At 68.7% G+C, this 15589-nt stretch carries 16 protein-coding genes; 10 read left to right on the top strand and 6 right to left on the bottom strand.

Going from position 1 to position 15589, the window contains the following annotated elements:
* Positions 1 to 49 precede the first annotated feature (49 nt).
* The 4 genes from AX750_RS05750 to AX750_RS05735 all read left to right on the top strand — a co-directional run bounded on the left by AX750_RS05750 (position 50) and on the right by AX750_RS05735 (position 2504).
* Positions 50 to 259, top strand: coding sequence for a cold-shock protein (locus tag AX750_RS05750; protein WP_066724499.1), 210 nt, complete (start codon positions 50 to 52; stop codon positions 257 to 259).
* Between the two features lie 178 nt (positions 260 to 437).
* On the top strand, positions 438 to 1874 hold the full coding sequence (locus tag AX750_RS05745) for a DEAD/DEAH box helicase (RefSeq protein ID WP_066724496.1): 1437 nt from the start codon (positions 438 to 440) through the stop codon (positions 1872 to 1874).
* A gap of 79 nt (positions 1875 to 1953) precedes the next feature.
* Positions 1954 to 2226 (top strand): translation initiation factor IF-1, encoded by a 273-nt coding sequence (gene infA, locus AX750_RS05740; RefSeq protein ID WP_066724490.1) that lies wholly within the window; start codon positions 1954 to 1956, stop codon positions 2224 to 2226.
* 8 nt (positions 2227 to 2234) lie between these two features.
* Positions 2235 to 2504: a hypothetical protein gene (locus tag AX750_RS05735; protein WP_066724487.1), complete on the top strand. Its 270-nt coding sequence runs from the start codon at positions 2235 to 2237 to the stop codon at positions 2502 to 2504.
* Positions 2505 to 2781: 277 nt separating this feature from the next.
* On the opposite strand, the gene AX750_RS05730 is transcribed toward AX750_RS05735, so the two are convergent.
* The 4 genes from AX750_RS05730 to AX750_RS05715 all read right to left on the bottom strand — a co-directional run bounded on the left by AX750_RS05730 (position 2782) and on the right by AX750_RS05715 (position 5714).
* Positions 2782 to 3405, bottom strand: a complete 624-nt coding sequence (locus AX750_RS05730) for a hypothetical protein (protein ID WP_066724486.1) — start codon at positions 3403 to 3405, stop codon at positions 2782 to 2784.
* Between the two features lie 211 nt (positions 3406 to 3616).
* A complete protein-coding gene (locus AX750_RS05725) occupies positions 3617 to 3934 on the bottom strand; it encodes a hypothetical protein (protein ID WP_066724483.1) in 318 nt (105 codons plus the stop codon).
* A 70-nt stretch (positions 3935 to 4004) separates the two neighbouring features.
* On the bottom strand, positions 4005 to 4331 hold the full coding sequence (locus tag AX750_RS05720) for a hypothetical protein (protein ID WP_156446642.1): 327 nt from the start codon (positions 4329 to 4331) through the stop codon (positions 4005 to 4007).
* 156 nt (positions 4332 to 4487) lie between these two features.
* Entirely contained in the window at positions 4488 to 5714 is a 1227-nt protein-coding gene (locus tag AX750_RS05715; RefSeq protein WP_066724479.1) for a cell wall hydrolase, read from the bottom strand.
* 314 nt (positions 5715 to 6028) lie between these two features.
* Between AX750_RS05715 and AX750_RS05710 the strand changes: the two genes are divergently transcribed.
* From AX750_RS05710 to AX750_RS05700, 3 genes are all read left to right on the top strand, one after another.
* A complete protein-coding gene (locus AX750_RS05710; RefSeq protein ID WP_066724476.1) occupies positions 6029 to 7273 on the top strand; it encodes an MFS transporter in 1245 nt (414 codons plus the stop codon).
* An 82-nt stretch (positions 7274 to 7355) separates the two neighbouring features.
* Positions 7356 to 8342 carry an MDR family oxidoreductase gene (locus AX750_RS05705; protein WP_066724474.1) on the top strand — a complete coding sequence of 329 codons (987 nt, stop codon included), beginning with the start codon at positions 7356 to 7358 and terminating at the stop codon, positions 8340 to 8342.
* Between the two features lie 90 nt (positions 8343 to 8432).
* Positions 8433 to 9560 carry a hypothetical protein gene (locus AX750_RS05700; RefSeq protein ID WP_066724471.1) on the top strand — a complete coding sequence of 376 codons (1128 nt, stop codon included), beginning with the start codon at positions 8433 to 8435 and terminating at the stop codon, positions 9558 to 9560.
* Between the two features lie 17 nt (positions 9561 to 9577).
* Here AX750_RS05700 and AX750_RS05695 read toward each other — a convergent pair whose 3' ends face one another.
* Positions 9578 to 10477: a LysR family transcriptional regulator gene (locus AX750_RS05695; protein ID WP_066724469.1), complete on the bottom strand. Its 900-nt coding sequence runs from the start codon at positions 10475 to 10477 to the stop codon at positions 9578 to 9580.
* A gap of 70 nt (positions 10478 to 10547) precedes the next feature.
* Positions 10548 to 11555, bottom strand: coding sequence for an L-threonylcarbamoyladenylate synthase (locus AX750_RS05690; protein WP_066724466.1), 1008 nt, complete (start codon positions 11553 to 11555; stop codon positions 10548 to 10550).
* A gap of 235 nt (positions 11556 to 11790) precedes the next feature.
* On the opposite strand from AX750_RS05690, the gene AX750_RS05685 reads away from it, so the two are divergent.
* The 3 genes from AX750_RS05685 to AX750_RS05675 all read left to right on the top strand — a co-directional run bounded on the left by AX750_RS05685 (position 11791) and on the right by AX750_RS05675 (position 15492).
* The gene (locus tag AX750_RS05685) at positions 11791 to 13566 is read left to right on the top strand and encodes an acyl-CoA dehydrogenase (protein WP_066724463.1); all 1776 of its coding nucleotides are present in this window, start codon (positions 11791 to 11793) and stop codon (positions 13564 to 13566) included.
* Entirely contained in the window at positions 13563 to 14414 is an 852-nt protein-coding gene (locus AX750_RS05680; RefSeq protein WP_245282317.1) for an SDR family NAD(P)-dependent oxidoreductase, read from the top strand. Before AX750_RS05685 ends, AX750_RS05680 begins: the two co-directional genes overlap by 4 nt.
* 88 nt (positions 14415 to 14502) lie before the next feature.
* Complete coding sequence (locus tag AX750_RS05675) at positions 14503 to 15492, top strand: magnesium transporter CorA family protein (protein ID WP_066724460.1); 990 nt, start codon at positions 14503 to 14505, stop codon at positions 15490 to 15492.
* Positions 15493 to 15589 lie beyond the last annotated feature (97 nt).

The following is a 15589-nucleotide window of genomic DNA, read 5'->3' as shown; positions in this document are numbered from 1 at the left end:
GCCGTGTCTTCGCTTCTATACGCGGATCTGAAACGCAAGGACGACCCACATGAACAAGGGCACCGTGAAGTGGTTCAACGCCACCAAGGGTTACGGCTTCATCACCCCTGAGAACGGCGGGCAGGACGTGTTCGTCCACATCTCCGCCGTCGAGCGCGCCGGGCTGCGCGAGCTGGTCGAAGGCCAGGTCGTGTCGTTCGAGCTCGTCGCCGATCGCAAGACCGGCAAGTCCTCGGCCGGCAACCTCGCCGTCGCCTGAGGCCTGAGACTCCCCAGGCCGGCCCCGTGCCGGCCTGGTTCACACACGACACCTTCCGGCGCTGTGGCTTAGCGGTTCGCCGGCAGGAAAGAGCAATAGACAAAGGCCGGGCGCAATCCGGCGGCACAGCCGATACCCACATGTGCCCCTTGCGTCACGGCGTCCGGAAAGACCTGTTTTGACCCAATTTACCGACCTCGGCCTGGCCGAGCAGCTTCTCAAGGCGCTCGCCTCCGAAGGTTACACCACGCCCACGCCGATCCAGGCCCAGGCGATTCCCCCGATTCTCCAGGGCCGCGACCTCCTCGGCGCCGCCCAGACCGGCACCGGCAAGACCGCAGCCTTCTCGCTGCCGCTGATCCAGCGCCTCGTGAGCCAGCCGCGCCGCGTCGAGACGCGCTCGGTGCGTGCGCTCATCCTCTCGCCGACCCGTGAACTCGCGGCCCAGATCGAGACCTCGATCCGCGCCTATGCCCAGTTCACCACGATCAAATCGGCCGTGATCTTCGGCGGCGTGCCCGTCGGCAAGCAGATCCGCGCGCTCGGCCAGCATGTCGACATCCTCGTCGCCACGCCCGGGCGCCTGCTCGACCTCGTCGACCAGCGCGCCGTCTCGCTGCGCGAGATCGAGTATCTCGTCCTCGACGAGGCCGACCAGATGCTCGACCTCGGCTTCATCCACGCGCTGCGCCGCATCGCCACGCTGATCCCGAAGAAGCGCCAGACGCTGCTGTTCTCGGCGACGATGCCGAAGCCGATCCGCGAGATCGCCTCCGCCTATCTGAGCGATCCGGTCGAGGTCTCGGTCGCGCCCGTGGCGACGACGGCGGAGAAGATCGACCAACGCGTCGTCTTCACCAATCCGGGCGACAAGCCTGCGCTGCTGGCAAAGACCCTGAGCGTGCCCGAGATGGAGCGCGCCATCGTCTTCACCCGCACCAAGCACGGCGCCGACAAGGTCGTCCGCCAGCTCGAGGTCTCGGGCCTCAAGGCGGCGGCGATCCACGGCAACAAGAGCCAGGGCCAGCGCGAGCGGGCGCTCGGCGCCTTCCGCGACGGCGAGCTGCGCATCCTCGTCGCCACCGACATCGCCGCCCGCGGCATCGATGTCGACGGCATCAGCCATGTCGTGCAGTTCGACCTGCCGAACGTGCCGGAGACCTATGTCCACCGCATCGGCCGCACCGCGCGCGCCGGCGCCTCGGGCGTGGCGATCGCCTTTTGCACGCCGGAGGAGCGCGGCGACCTCGCCGCGATCGAGAAGCTGACCCGTGTCGCCATCACCCCGATCGGCGAGGTTCCCTACTGGGACGGCCGCATCCCGAAGAAGCCGCCCCAGAACCAGGGCCGCGGCGGGCGCGGACAGCAGGGCGGCGGCGGTCGCGATCAGGGTCGCCCGCATGGCGAGCGCTCGGGCCGTCCCCTGGGCGGCAAGCCGGCCCATGCCGGCGCTCCGCGCGCCGAGGCCCCCCGCAACGACCGCCCGCAGCGGGCCGAAGCGCAGGGCCAGCGAAAAGACGCCGGTTCCGCCAAGGAAGGGCTTGGCGGCGTCGCGTTCTTGCAGCAAAGAACACAGCAACCACGCACCAACGGCGCCCGGCGGCGCGCGAACTGACGCGCAACACGCTTGAGCGGGGCGGGATCGCAAGCCGCGGTCCCGCCTCAGCGCCCACGGGCACACGAAGGACGACAGAATGGCTAAGGAAGAACTGCTCGAATTCGACGGAACGGTGGTCGAAGTGCTGCCGGACGGCAATTACCGGGTGAAGCTCGACAACGACCACGTCATCCTGGCCTATGCGGCCGGCAAGATGAAGAAGAACCGCATCCGCACCATCGCCGGCGACCGCGTGGTCGTCGAGATGTCGCCCTACGACCTCGATCGCGGCCGCATCAACTTCCGCCAGAAGACCGCCGGCCCCGCGCCCAGCGGCCCGCCGCGCAACCAGAACTTCCGCCGGCGCTGAGCCGCCTCATGCGGTTCACGCGCGTCGAGCTCGTCTTCGTTACTTTCGGCGCGCTTCTCGGCCTCCTCGTCGCGCTCGTCTTCAAGGCCGGCTGGCTCGCGCCTTCGGCGGCCTTCCCGCCCTTCATCTTCGTTCTGCTCGGCCTCGGCCTGAGCGAGATCGTGGCCGGCCTCGCGCTCGGCCGTTCACCCGGCGCGCTCGTCGGCATGCCCGCGCGCCTGCTCGCCTTTGTCCTCGGCGTCGGCGTGCTGGCGCTGTTGATGGGCGGGCTGGGCTAGGGCGCCTCGCTGCTGCGACGGCGACAGCCACCGCCCGCTATCGGAATCCACGACCGTCATCCTGGACAAGCCGCGAAAGCGGCGCAGGCCGAGATCCATCATAGGGCATTGTCGCGCTTTATGATGGATCCCGGCCGGCCTTCGGCCGCCCAGGATGACGGGGAGGGCGGCGTTGACGTATCGAACGACCCATAAAAAAAACCCCGGCGTGAGCCGGGGTTGAGTGGTCTTTTCCGTAGTCAAAGGCAGTCAGTACGCAAACGTCTCAAGTCAAAACTCAGTAGCCGGCCTTCTGCCAGTGCTGCGAGCCGGGGCTCACGAGCACCTTGCGATGGCGGGTTTCGTATTGCGCCGGCACGGTCTCGTGCAGCACCTGGGTCGGCCGCACCATCACCTTGCGCTGGCGCTGGGTGTAGACGGCGGGGATGGTTTCGTATTCGACGCGGGCGGGCGAAACCTCGACGGTGCGCTGGCGGTAGCCGTACTGGGGCTTGTCATAGACCCAGCATCCCGTGGTGCGGCCATAGGCGTCGGTGGTGACCTCCCAGCGCTTGCCGCCGGACGAGATCAGGACCTTCTCCTGGATCGAGGAATACTGCGCCGGAACGTGATGCGGGATCTGCCGCGCCGGCTGGATCATCACCTTCTCGGTGACGTAGTCATATTCGGCCGGCACGATGCGGCGATAGGTCTTGGCCGGCCGCACCACCTGCGTCTCGGCGATCGTCCCGTAAACCGGCGGGGTTTCGACGAGGTTGTAGCAGGCTGCGCCGTGGCACGGCGCCGGACGGCAGGAGGAGCCGTAGCAGCCGCCGGCCTGGGCCGGGGCCGCACCCAGCAGCAGAGCCGCCGAGGCGGCGGACGCCGCGAAAGCCGAAATGCCGAGAGACTTCTTCGCCATGCTCAGAACCTGTCCCCACCCGCGGCGCCAGAGGCCGCTCTGTGAGGCGGAGAAAGCCGGGAAACAGTGATGAACGCAAGGTAAACGCCAAAACAAGGTAAAATTAACCACGCCCCGCGAGGGCCACCCGTTCATGCAGTTTGACGTTGCGTGAAGCCAAAGCGGAACATTTGAATGGCTTTTCGACGCAAATCACGCGGATGCGCCCCCTTTAACGGCCCTTGATCAGCGCCGCGACCCTCTCGGCCGCAGCGTCGCGTTCCGCATCGGCCGCTGCCGCGGCAGCCCGGATCTCGTCGCCGCTGCGCGCCTCGATCGTCACGGAAGCGCGGTAGACCGCCTCGCCGGCCTCGTCGTCGAGACTGACCGAAAGGGCCGCCTGCTTGGCCCGCGGCAGCACCTCGACCGCCATGTCGGCGAGTGCGAGATGGGCGTCGTCAGCCGCGCTCTTCGCGTCGGGAAAATCGAGCGGCTCGGGCTCGCGCTCGGGGCCGGACCCGTCGTCGCTGGTGATGAAATAGCGCGGCATGTCGCCTCCCTCCGGGGAGGCAACGTCTCGTCGCCGGGGCTGTTCCGGCCCAGACGGCTCTTGCCCGGTCTCAGGAGCGGGCGAAGGCGACGATCAGGTAGAGCCCCGTCCAGACCGTGGCATAGGCACCCAGCCACAGGCCGCGCTCACCGCGCGTGCCGCCGAGAGGCTGTCCGCCCTCGACGCGCAGCACGGCGCCCGCGCAGAGCAGTGCCACGATCGGCCAGAAGCCGAACAGCAGCATCACCGCGTGGATCGAGAAGGACAGCACCGAATGCCCGCCGCCCCAGAGCGAGAATAGCGGCATCGCCGAAAGGAAAGGCCAGGCGCAAAGCACGGGCAGAAACAGCGACCACGCCAGAATGCGGCCGATCTCGGCCTTCAGCGGCGAACTCAAATCCGGCATCATCCATCCCACCCGTTTCCGTAGCGGCAGGATAGGGAGCGGCGCCGGCAAACGCCACGCGGCCGTCCGCGACATATTGGCGGGGAGGGGCGAGGTGACAAGACTACTCGATCAGTAGGCAGCCGTCCGCCCGGCTGCCCACTCGCCTCACGTCTGCCCGGGCCGCAGCTTGTAGAAGATATGCTGGCCGATCGTGTCCATCTTCTTGAGCTTCTTGGCCCAGTAGGGGCGGACATACTGCGCGTGATAGTGGGTCGAGGCGCCGACCTCCGGGAGGTAGGTCGTGCCCTCATAGACCTCGCGGGCGATGCGGACCGCGTCGCGCCAGGGGCCGGGCTCGGTGATGCGCAGCGACTTGCCCTCGCAGGTGAAAGTGAACTGGCAGGCCAGATAGCGGTGGCTGTTCTGGTAGACCACGCCGCAGACGCTGTCGGGATAGAGCGGGCTCTTGACCCGGTTGAGCACGACCTGCGCCACTGCGGCCCGGCCCTCGTCGGACTCCGAGCGCGCCTCGAAATAGACTGCCTCCGCCAGGCAGCGCTGCTGGCGCGCCATGTCGGCGGCGGGAATGAGCCCGGTATAGATCTCGCGGGCGCCGCTCTCGGGCAGCGCGCCGCGCCGCAGCGGCGAGGCGGGTGCGCGCGCCAGCAGGCCGGGCCGCTCCGGCGCGGGCGGCAGCAGCGCCGGCACCAGCGTGGTCACGCTGTAGTTGACGGCGGGCGTACTCGAGGTCTGGGCCGTCGGGGCGCCCACGGCCGGCGTCGCGCCGTCGATCGTGCGCGGGACATTGCCATAGGGCGAGACGCCCGAGGCCGCGAGCGCGTCCGGCGAGGCATCGGAGAGGGCGGGGTCGGTCAGCCCCTGGTCGTCGGCATGCGGCTCGAAGCCGAGCGGCGGCCCGGTGATGGCCTCGGCCTGGCGCATCGCCTCGATCGAAAAGCCACCCGAGATCAGCCCCGGTTGGGTATCGCCGAACACGACCTGCTCGAGTTCGCGCGGGGCGCGGGCCGACAGGCTCGGCCTCAGGCGAGGCAGCGGATCGCCCTTGGCGGTCCGGTCGACCTCGGGGAAGCCCTTGGCGCTACGCTTCATCTCCTCGCGCGGCTGGCGCGGGTCGATGACGAAACGGCGCTCCGGATCGTCGAAACTGAGATGCGCCTTGAGGATCGACGAACTCAGCGACAGGCCGGGCAGGCGGAAGGCGCTGGCCGCGACGAGCAGCGAGGGGCCTTCCTCCAGCTCCGAGACCGGGCCGGGCAGGGTGCGGCCGAGCGCGGTCGCCGGCAGCGTGTCGAGGCCGGCATTCTGGCCGGCCGACGCAGTGAAGGAGACCAGCATGCCCGTGGCCAGCGCCCAGGGCGCGACCGTCGACAAGGCCCATTTCAGCCCGGTCGATCCGATGCGTCTCGTACGCCGGCGCAAACGCAGATGACTCAAAACCGCACACCCGTCCGAACACGAGGGGAGCGACCGGCGCGCGAACGGCACGCTTTCGCCTGATGCCGTTATCACCTCGGTAGGGTTGAGCGCGGGTTAACGGCGAGCAGAAGCCGGGCGAGGGCGGCTTCCAAATCAGTCGGCCTCCCATGCATCCGCGTGATGCGCCAGGCCACGAAATCGCGTTATCGTGGCGGGGTGTTCGGCGCTATCGTGCAGCCACACGTCAGCCCTGCCGGAGATGTCAGCCCATGAGCGTCGCCTCGAGCCCCGCCCCGGGGCGCAGCCATGCGCCCGAGATCATCGTCGCGGCGGGCTGCCTGATCGCATTGATCACCTTCGGCCCACGCGCCAGCGCCGGCCTCTTCCAGATTCCGATGACGGTGCAGTTCGGCTGGGGGCGCGACACCTTCGGCCTCGCGCTGGCGATCCAGAACCTGCTCTGGGGGCTGGGCGCGCCCTTTGCCGGCGCCATCGCTGACCGCTTCGGGATCGTCAAGGTGCTCTGCACCGGCGCGCTGCTCTATGCGGCGGGTCTCGTCATGATGGGGCTGGCGACGAGCCCGCTGCAGCTCCATCTCGGCGCCGGCGTGCTGATCGGCTTCGGCCTCTCCGCCTGTTCCTTCAATCTCGTGCTGGCCGCTTTCGGCAAGCTCCTGCCCGAATCCTGGCGGCCGATGGCGTTTGGCGCCGGCACGGCCGCCGGCTCCTTCGGCCAGTTCCTCTATCCGCCGATCGGCAACATCCTGATCGACCAGATCGGCTGGAACCAGGCGCTGATGGTCTTCGCGCTGACGCTGCTGCCGATCCTGCCGATCTCGATCTTTCTCTCGACGCGCAAGCTCGGCGGGACGGTCCAGGCCTCCGCCGCGAACCTGCCCAACCAGTCGATCGCCCAGGCGCTGGCCGAGGCCTTCCGCCACCGCAGCTATGTGCTACTCGTGCTCGGCTTCTTCACCTGCGGCTTCCAGCTCGCCTTCATCACCGTCCACATGCCGGCCTATCTGAAGGACATGAACCTGCCGGCCTGGGTCGGCGCCTGGACGCTGGGCGTGATCGGACTGGCGAACGCGGTCGGCTCGCTCTCCTCCGGCTGGCTCTCGACGCGCATGCCCAAGCGCCATCTGCTGGCCTGGATCTATTTCGGCCGCGCCGCCGCCATCGCCGTCTTCATCCTGCTGCCGCCGAGCCCGGCGACCTCGATCGCCTTCGGCATCGTCATCGGCCTGTTCTGGCTCTCGACCGTGCCGCCGACCTCGGCCCTGGTCATGCTGATGTTCGGCACGAAATACATGGCGATGCTCTATGGCTTCGCCTTCTTCTCGCATCAGGTCGGCGGCTTCCTCGGCGTCTGGCTCGGCGGCCTGCTCTACGAGGCCTTCGGCTCCTACATCGTCGTCTGGTGGCTCTCGGTCGCGCTCGGCATTGCCTCGGCGCTGATCAACCTGCCGATCGTCGAGAAGCCCGTCGAGCGTGGGCTGCCGCAGCCCGCCTGACGAAAGGCGCACGGCGCGTGGGGTTGCCGCGCACCGTGCGCTGCGTATCTGCTGCCGGAAACGAATTCCGGAGGATGCGCTCATGACCAGCTTCAAGGCCCTCGTCGCGACCAAGGGCGAGGCCGGCCCCAACCTCGCCTTCACCGATTTTGCCGAGAGCGATCTGATGGAGGGCGACGTCACCGTCCGCGTCACGCATTCGACGGTGAACTACAAGGACGGGCTCGCCATCACCGGCCGCGCCCCCGTTGTGCGGCGGTGGCCAATGATCCCCGGCATCGACTTCGCCGGCCGGGTCGAGACCTCGGAGCATCCGGAGTTCAAGCCGGGCGATCTCGTCGTGCTGAACGGCTGGGGAACGGGCGAGACGCATCTCGGCGCCTATGCCCAGAAAAGCCGGGTGAAGGGCGACTGGCTGGTGCCTCTGCCGGCAGGCCTCAACCCCGACGAAGCCATGGCGATCGGCACTGCAGGCTACACGGCCATGCTTTGCGTGCTGGCGCTGGAGAAGCATGGCGTGAAACCCGCCGACGGGCCTGTCGTCGTCACCGGTGCGGCCGGCGGCGTCGGCTCGGTGGCGGTCGCACTATTGGTTAAGGCCGGCTGGCACGTCATTGCTTCGACCGGACGGGCCGAGGAAGCGGAGTATCTCAAAGGCCTCGGCGCGGCCGAGATCATCGACCGGGCCGAATTGTCGGCGCCCGGCCGGCCCCTCGGCAAGGAGCGCTGGATCGCGGGTGTCGACGCGGTCGGCTCGCATACGCTGGCGAACCTGCTCTCCATGACGAAGTATGGCGGCGCCGTCGCCGCCTGCGGTCTCGCCCAGGGCATGGACCTGCCGGCCTCCGTCGCGCCCTTCATCCTGCGCGGTGTCTCGCTGCTCGGCATCGATTCGGTGATGTGCCCGAAGCCGCGTCGGCTCGAGGCTTGGGCGAGGCTCGCCAGCGACCTCGACCGCGACCGCCTCGCCCTGATGAGCACGCGGATCCCGCTGACAGACGTCATCGACACGGCCCGCGCCATCGTCGACGGCAAGGTGCGTGGGCGGGTGGTCGTGGAGGTTGGATAGGACCGTCAAGTCCATATCTCATAACGAGAGATTGACGGATTTAAAACTATAGGTTGTATTTCTTCCGCGGCGCTGCGGGGGAATCCAGTGATGCAACCGACGGTCTTGTTGAGCGCCCTGCTGCTGGCAGGGCTCATGGGCATGGTGGGACAGGGCGCGCGCACGGTCGTCGGCCTGAAGAAGCTGCACGACTTCAACGCCACCCAGGCCCCCGATCAGGCCACGACCTTTTTAGCGAGTCGCCTGGTGATCAGCCTCATCATCGGCTTCATCGCCGGGGTGTTGGCTGCGCTGGCGGTCGGCCTCGACAAGCTGGCCGGGCCTGCGGGCGCGGCGGTCGAGGTTCTGCTGGGGCTCGCCGCGGCCGGCTATGCCGGCGCCGATTTCATCGAAGGGTTCATGTCCAAGGCGCCCGCCATCACGGGCGGTGCCGGCACGACAGGGACGGCGAGTACGGAACCCCCATCGACGACCACGAAGACGGAACCGCCCGCCACCGGGGCGTCCCAGCCGAGCGAGCAGGCCGACCGGCTGATCATGCAGACATCCCAGTTGAGCACGGAGATCGCTTCGCTGCAGTCGGTGCTGGCGACCAGCGCCGCAGCGAGTGGCTGGTCGAGCCTCTCGGCCGTGACGCAGGTCACGCCCGAACTCGTTGCCCGGCTGTTCGTGCCCGCGACGCCGCTGGCCAATATCCGCAACAACCTCCCGCATGTTCTGGCGGGACTGCGGTCCTACGGTCTCGCCGACCGCGACATGCTGCTGATGGCGCTCGCGACGATCCGGGCGGAGACGGAAGGTTTCGCGCCGATCGACGAGATGAAGAGCAAGTACAATACCGACAAGGCCCCGTTCGACCTCTACGAGCCGGGCACGCCTATCGGGAAGCGGTTGGGCAACACGCAGGCCGGCGACGGCGCCTTGTTCAAGGGGCGTGGTTTCATTCAGCTCACCGGCCGGGACAACTACACCCGCATCGGCACGCAGATGGGTATCGATCTCGTTGCCCAGCCTGCCCAGGCCAACCAGCCCCGCATCGCCGGCCTGATCCTCGCGCAATTCCTCGCGAACAAGGAGGATGCGATCCGCGCGGCTCTGGTGGCGGACGATCTCGCGCTGGCGCGCAAGCTCATCAATGGCGGCAGCCACGGGCTCGACCGCTTCAAGGATGCCTATGCCAAGGGGCTGGCGCTGATCCCGGAAGGCATCGAGATCTGACCCATGCGATGCGGGGCTTACCCCGTCCCCTCGAGCAGCCCGCGCTTCTTCGCCAGTTCGCCGCCGACATAGTCCATGAAGGCGCGCACGCGCGGGGCGTTGCGGATGTCGGGATGGGTCAGGATCCACAGGCCCGTCGAGAAATCCGGATCGGGCGGGAGCAGGCGGACCAGCGCGGGGCGTTGATCTGCGATGAAGCAGGGCAGAGGGCCGATGCCGAGCCCCTGCTCGACTGCCTCCGCCAGGCCGAGCACGGCCGAACTCTTGAGCGCGATCCGCTCCGGCGCCACCTTCTCGCGGACATAGCGCGCCGCCTTCACATGGCCGAGCGCATCGCCCAGCGCGACCCAGTCGCGCGCGAACAGGCTGTCGGGATCGCCCAGGCCGGCTGCGCCCTGAGCGGCGTTGCCATAGATCGCCCAGTTCAGCGTCGCCAGCCGGCGCCCGACCAGCGTTTCACCGGGCGCGTCGCTGGCGCGGATCGCGATGTCGGCGTCGCGCTTGGACAGGTTGAGCGCCTGGTTGCCGATCACGATGTCGAGCCGGATCGCCGGATGCAGGGCGCGGAAGGCGGCGAAGATCGGCAACAGCAGGTTGAGATAGAGCGTGTCGGTTGTGGTAATCCGCAATTCGCCCGAGGGCGCGAGGTCACGCCCCGCGAGCCGGCGGCTGAAGGCGGCGACGTCGTCCTCGACGCGGGCGGCCAGCATCGCCATCTCGACACCGGCGACGGTCGCGACATAGCCGGTCTTGCGCCGCTCGAAGAGCTGCAGCCCGACCTGCTCCTCGATCTGTCCGAGGCGGCGGAACACGGTGGAATGGTTGACGCCGAGCGCCGCGGCCGCGCCGGTCAACCCGTGATGGTCGGCGATGGCCTTGACCAGCCGGAAGTCATCCCAGGCGAGATTGGTGGTCATGGCGGGCCCCTGCCGACGGTCCTGGGCAGGCAATCCGAAATCTTGCAGGTGTGCAAGAGCGCGGGCGGCTTCACCGCGGCGCGGCGGCGCGCCTCAGCCGGTCGTTGATCGCCTCGCCCAGGCCGTGATCGGGGATCGGCGCGACGGCGATCACCGCGGGGCCGGCGGCATCGAGCGCCCGAAGATGGCCGAACAGGTTCGCTGCCGCCTCAGTGAGATCGCCGCCGGGGCTGAGATCGAGCGCAGGCGCGGCGCCAGCCAGCAGGGCCGGGTCGCTGCCGAAGCCGAGCCAGGCCTCGCCGGGGCGGGGAGCCTCCGCCTCGAGCCGGATCCGCGCCGCGGGCGCATAATGCGAGGCGAGCAGGCCCGGCGAGATCGGCGCCATGCCGGCTTCGCCCGCGAGCACGAGGGAGCGCCCGATCACGCCCTCGATCGCGGCGCGCGGCACGCCTCCCGGCCGCAACAGGCGGGGCGCGCCGTCGAGGCAGGCGACGATCGTGGATTCGACGCCGACCTCGGTCACGCCGCCGTCGAGCACCGCGTCGATCCGGCCGTCGAGATCGGCGAGCACATGGGCGGCGCTGGTCGCGCTGACCCGGCCCGAGCGGTTGGCGGAAGGGGCTGCGATGGGCCGCCCCGCCGCTTGCAGGATCGCATGGGCAAGCGGATGCGACGGCACGCGCAACGCCACCGAGGCGAGCCCGGCGCGTGCGAGATCGCTGACCTCGCAACCGGCGGAGACCGGCACCACCAGCGTCAGCGGCCCCGGCCAGAAGGCTCTTGCGAGCGCCAGCGCGTTGGCGTCGAACAGCCCCTGCCGGCGCGCGGCTGCGAGATCGGGCAGATGCGCGATCAGCGGGTTGAAGCTCGGCCGCTCCTTGGCGGCATAAATGCCGGCGACCGCCGTCCCCGAGGTCGCGTCGGCCGCGAGGCCGTAGACGGTTTCGGTCGGCAGCGCGACGAGGCCGCCCTCACGCAGCAATTCGGCGGCGCGCGCGACGCCGTCGGCATCGGGGCGCAGACGCTCGGTCACGCGGGGGGAGGGGGCATCCTGCGTCACGGGAATTGATGTCTCCATGGCTCCATCGCGGGGCGGTCGTGCCCGATTGACCCAAGACGGTTTACATATAAACTATATCGGCGCCGCAGCGGTGCCGTTCACGCAGCGCATGGCCTCGGGGATAGTTCCTCGCTACCATTGCGGCAACGCCAAAAGCGGCTGGCCGGGGCACGGCGCACGACCGGCCGATGTCACGAAAACAGAGGCGGCCGGCCGCGACAGTGGCAAGGCTGACGTCCAGGGAGACAACATCATGAGCTATCGCGCCCCCGTCGAGGACATGCTCGCCACGATGCGCCATGTGGCCGGCCTCGACCGGCTGATCGCGGATGGGCTGACGCCGGAACTCGACGCCGACATGGCCCAGGCTGTGCTCGACGAAGCCGCGAGATTCGCCGGCGACGTGCTCGCACCGCTGAACCGCGTCGGCGACAAGCACGGCTCCGTTCTGAAGGATGGCGCCGTCACCACCCCGCCGGGCTGGAAGGACGCCTATACGGCCTGGGCTGGCGCGGGCTGGAACGCGTTGCCGGCGCCGCCCGAGCATGGCGGCCAGGGCCTGCCGGCACTGCTGCAATCGGCCTGCATCGAGATGTGGAACTCGGCGGCGTTTGCCTTCGCGCTCGGCCCGCTTCTGACGGTCGGCGCCATCGAGGCGCTGCACGCCCATGGCTCGGAGCATCTCAAGGAGATCTATCTGCCGAAGCTCGTCTCCGGCGAGTGGATGGGCACGATGAACCTGACCGAGCCGCAGGCGGGCTCCGATCTCAATGCGCTCCGCGCCAAGGCCGAGCCGGTGGGCGACGGCACCTACAGGATCACCGGCCAGAAGATCTACATCACCTATGGCGAGCACGACCTGACCGAGAACATCGTGCATCTGGTGCTGGCGCGCCTGCCGGATGCGCCCGCCGGCACGCGCGGCATCTCGCTCTTCCTGGTCCCGAAATACCTCGTCAACGCCGACGGCTCGCTCGGCGCCCATAACGACCTGCGCTGCTCCGGCATCGAGCACAAGCTCGGTATCCACGCCTCGCCGACCTGCTCGATGGCCTATGGCGACAAGGGCGGCGCGATCGGCTGGCTGATCGGCGAGGAAAACCGCGGGCTGGCCTGCATGTTCACGATGATGAACAACGCCCGTCTCAACGTGGCGCTCCAGGGCGTCGCCATCGCCGAGCGGGCCTATCAGCAGGCGCTGCATTTCGCGAAGGAGCGCCGGCAAGGCACGGCCATCGACGCCCCAAGGGGCGCCCCGATGAGCCCGATCATCGTCCATCCCGACGTGCGCCGCATGCTGATGGAGATGCGCGCCAAGACTCAAGGCGCCCGTGCCATCGCCTATCAGGTGGCGGAGGCGCTCGACCGCTCGCATCGCGGCAGCGACGAGGCCGCCCGCAAGGCCGCTGCCGAACGCGCCGCGATCCTCACCCCCGTCGCCAAGGCCTATGCCACCGATATCGGCGTCGAGGTCGCCTCCACCGGCGTCCAGATCCATGGCGGCATGGGCTATGTCGAGGAGACCGGCGCTGCCCAGCATCTGCGCGATGCCCGCATCGCTACGATCTATGAGGGCACCAACGGTATCCAGGCGATCGACCTCGTGCTTCGCAAGCTGCCGCTCTCCGGCGGGCAGGCGGTGGCCGATCTGATCGTCGAGATGCGTGCCGTGGTGTCGGAGGTGAAGGCGGCCAATACGCCGGGCTTCGGCCACAGCGCGGCCCGGCTCGGCGCCGCCGTCGATGCGCTGGAGCGCGCGACGCGCTGGATGCTGGCGACGATGGGCAGCGACCAGAATGCCGTCCTGGCCGGCGCGACGCCCTATCTCAAGCTCTTCGCGCTCGCCCAGGGCGGCACGGGCCTCGCCCGCAAGGCGCTGGCGACCCGCTCGGAGGCACAAGGCGTGGAGGATCTCGCCACAGCCCGCTTCTTCGCCGAAATCCTGGCGACGGAAGCGCCGGCGCTCGAACTGGCGGTGACGGAAGGCGCGGGCGCGGTCGCCGACGCGGCGGCCGTCTTCGCCGCGTGAGCGAGGCGCAGCGTCTGCTCGCCGACCGCATCTGCCTCGTCGCCGGCGCCTCGCGCGGCCTCGGGCGCGGCATCGCCCGGGCGCTGGGAGAGGCCGGCGCCACCGTCATCGTCACCGGTCGCTCCAGCGAAGCCGGCCCGCGCACCGACAACCGCCCGGAGACCTTCGAGGACACCGCGCGCGAGGTCGAGGTGGCCGGTGGGCGCGGCCATCCCTATCGCTGCGACCACACCCAGGAACGGGAGGTCGACCAACTCGTCTCCTGGTGCCTGCGCCGCTTCGGGCGGCTGGACTGCGTCGTCGACGCCGTCTGGGGCGGCAGCGAGGGCTATGACGGCGAGCGCTATCCGGATGGCTCGACCTTCGGCGCGCCGTTCTGGCGCAGGCCCGTGGCGCGGCTGGGCCAGAGCTTCGAGAGCGGCGTCTATGCACAACTGCTGCTGGCGCGCGCGGTCGCGCCCGCCATGGTGCAGGCGCGCAAGGGGCTGATCGTCACGGTGGGCTTCGACACGGCCGGCGGCTATCTCGGCGACATCGTCTACGATCTGGCGCAGGCGGCGATGCACCGGCTGACGCTGGCGATGGCGCAGGAGCTCAAGCCCTTCGGCGTCACCGCACTCGGGCTCTCGCCGGGGCATGTCCTGACCGAGCGTGTCCGCGATGCCGGCCTGGCTCAACCGGGTAGCGAGACGCCGCTTTATGCCGGCCGCGCAGTCGCGGCGCTCCTGCAGGACGCCGAGGTCGCTCGCCATACCGGCGCCGTACTGCATGTCGCCGATCTCGCCCGGCTCTACGGCTTCACGGACCGGGATGGAACGCTGCCGCCGCGTTTCACGGTGCCGTCATGAGGTGCCGGTCATAGCGGTTTGACACGGGCGGCGGATGAGAGTTCCTGCCGCGCTCAGTCTGCAACCTGTGTCGCCCGAAGGTTCGTCCATGATCCTGATCCACGGAATCTGCCCGCAGTCGCGCGACAAGCTGCTGCACCGGACGGTGGAAGTCGATGCGCCGTTCCCGGCCGATTCCATCTGGATCGATCTGCTCAATCCGACGCAGGGCGAGGATGCGCGCGTCGAGAAGCATCTCGGTGTCTCGATTCCGACGCGTGAGGAGATGCACGACCTCGAGCCGTCCGAGATCATCTACACCGAGAACGGCGCGCATTACATGACCGCTCGCATCATCTGCCAGTCGGAGACGATCGTGCCGCGGCTGGCCGACGTCACCTTCATCTTGACCGACAAGGCGCTGGTGACGGTGCGCTATGACGAGCCGGGCGCCTTCAACATCTTCCTCAACCGCGCCACCAAGCCCGGCGGCTGCGGCACCCAGCCCGAGGCGGTGCTGGACGGGCTGATCGAAGCGATCGTCGACCGCGCCGCCGAAGTCCTGCGCGGGGTCGGCGACCGGATCGACGACGCGTCGCGCCGGATCTTCGCCGGCCGCGGACAGGATGTGGAGCAGGGCAGCGCCTATCAGGCGGTGATCCAGAAGATCGGCCAGTACGAGCACATCATCTCCAATGTCCGCGAGAGCATGGTCTCGGTGGAGCGCGTGCTGCTCTTCCTCTCGGCCAACTACACCCGGCCGAAAAAAGCGCAGACCGGTTTCTCGGCCGAATGGCGCGCCGCCGTCCGCGACGTGCAGGCGATCGAGGAACACGCCACCTTCCTCTCCAACAAGCTGCAATTCATGCTCGACGCCACGCTCGGCCTTGTTTCGATCGAGCAGAACAAGATCATCAAGCTGTTCTCGGTCGTCTCTGTGGCACTGATGCCACCGACGCTCATCGCCTCGATCTACGGCATGAACTTCAAGACCATGCCGGAGTTGGAGTGGCAGTGGGGGTACCCCATGGCGATCGGGCTGATGATCCTCTTCGCCGTGCTGCCCTACATGTTCTTCCGCTGGAAGAAGTGGCTTTAGCGCATTGGCCGGATGGCGGGGTCGCCACTCTTCCGGAGAGCCGGTGCGAGGACGATGGCTGGCGCGGTGTCCCGCGACCTCGATGATGCGGACGGAT

Origin of the sequence: Methylobacterium sp. CCH7-A2, from assembly GCF_001557075.1 — a bacterium.
GTDB classification, from domain to species: Bacteria; Pseudomonadota; Alphaproteobacteria; order Rhizobiales; family Beijerinckiaceae; genus Allobosea; species Allobosea massiliensis.
Note: the sequence above shows the minus strand (reverse complement) of the source record. Positions and strands in the feature narration are given on the sequence as shown.

Bases quoted from the DNA above. Each gene is read 5' to 3' on its own strand.
- AX750_RS05750 (WP_066724499.1), top strand. From the start codon at position 50: ATGAACAAGGGCACCGTGAAGTGGTTCAACGCCACCAAGGGTTACGGC.
- infA (WP_066724490.1), top strand. From the start codon at position 1,954: ATGGCTAAGGAAGAACTGCTCGAATTCGACGGAACGGTGGTCGAAGTG.
- AX750_RS05735 (WP_066724487.1), top strand. From the start codon at position 2,235: ATGCGGTTCACGCGCGTCGAGCTCGTCTTCGTTACTTTCGGCGCGCTT.
- AX750_RS05730 (WP_066724486.1), bottom strand. From the start codon at position 3,405: ATGGCGAAGAAGTCTCTCGGCATTTCGGCTTTCGCGGCGTCCGCCGCC.
- AX750_RS05725 (WP_066724483.1), bottom strand. From the start codon at position 3,934: ATGCCGCGCTATTTCATCACCAGCGACGACGGGTCCGGCCCCGAGCGC.
- AX750_RS05710 (WP_066724476.1), top strand. From the start codon at position 6,029: ATGAGCGTCGCCTCGAGCCCCGCCCCGGGGCGCAGCCATGCGCCCGAG.
- AX750_RS05705 (WP_066724474.1), top strand. From the start codon at position 7,356: ATGACCAGCTTCAAGGCCCTCGTCGCGACCAAGGGCGAGGCCGGCCCC.
- AX750_RS05700 (WP_066724471.1), top strand. From the start codon at position 8,433: ATGCAACCGACGGTCTTGTTGAGCGCCCTGCTGCTGGCAGGGCTCATG.
- AX750_RS05695 (WP_066724469.1), bottom strand. From the start codon at position 10,477: ATGACCACCAATCTCGCCTGGGATGACTTCCGGCTGGTCAAGGCCATC.
- AX750_RS05690 (WP_066724466.1), bottom strand. From the start codon at position 11,555: ATGGAGACATCAATTCCCGTGACGCAGGATGCCCCCTCCCCCCGCGTG.
- AX750_RS05685 (WP_066724463.1), top strand. From the start codon at position 11,791: ATGAGCTATCGCGCCCCCGTCGAGGACATGCTCGCCACGATGCGCCAT.
- AX750_RS05675 (WP_066724460.1), top strand. From the start codon at position 14,503: ATGATCCTGATCCACGGAATCTGCCCGCAGTCGCGCGACAAGCTGCTG.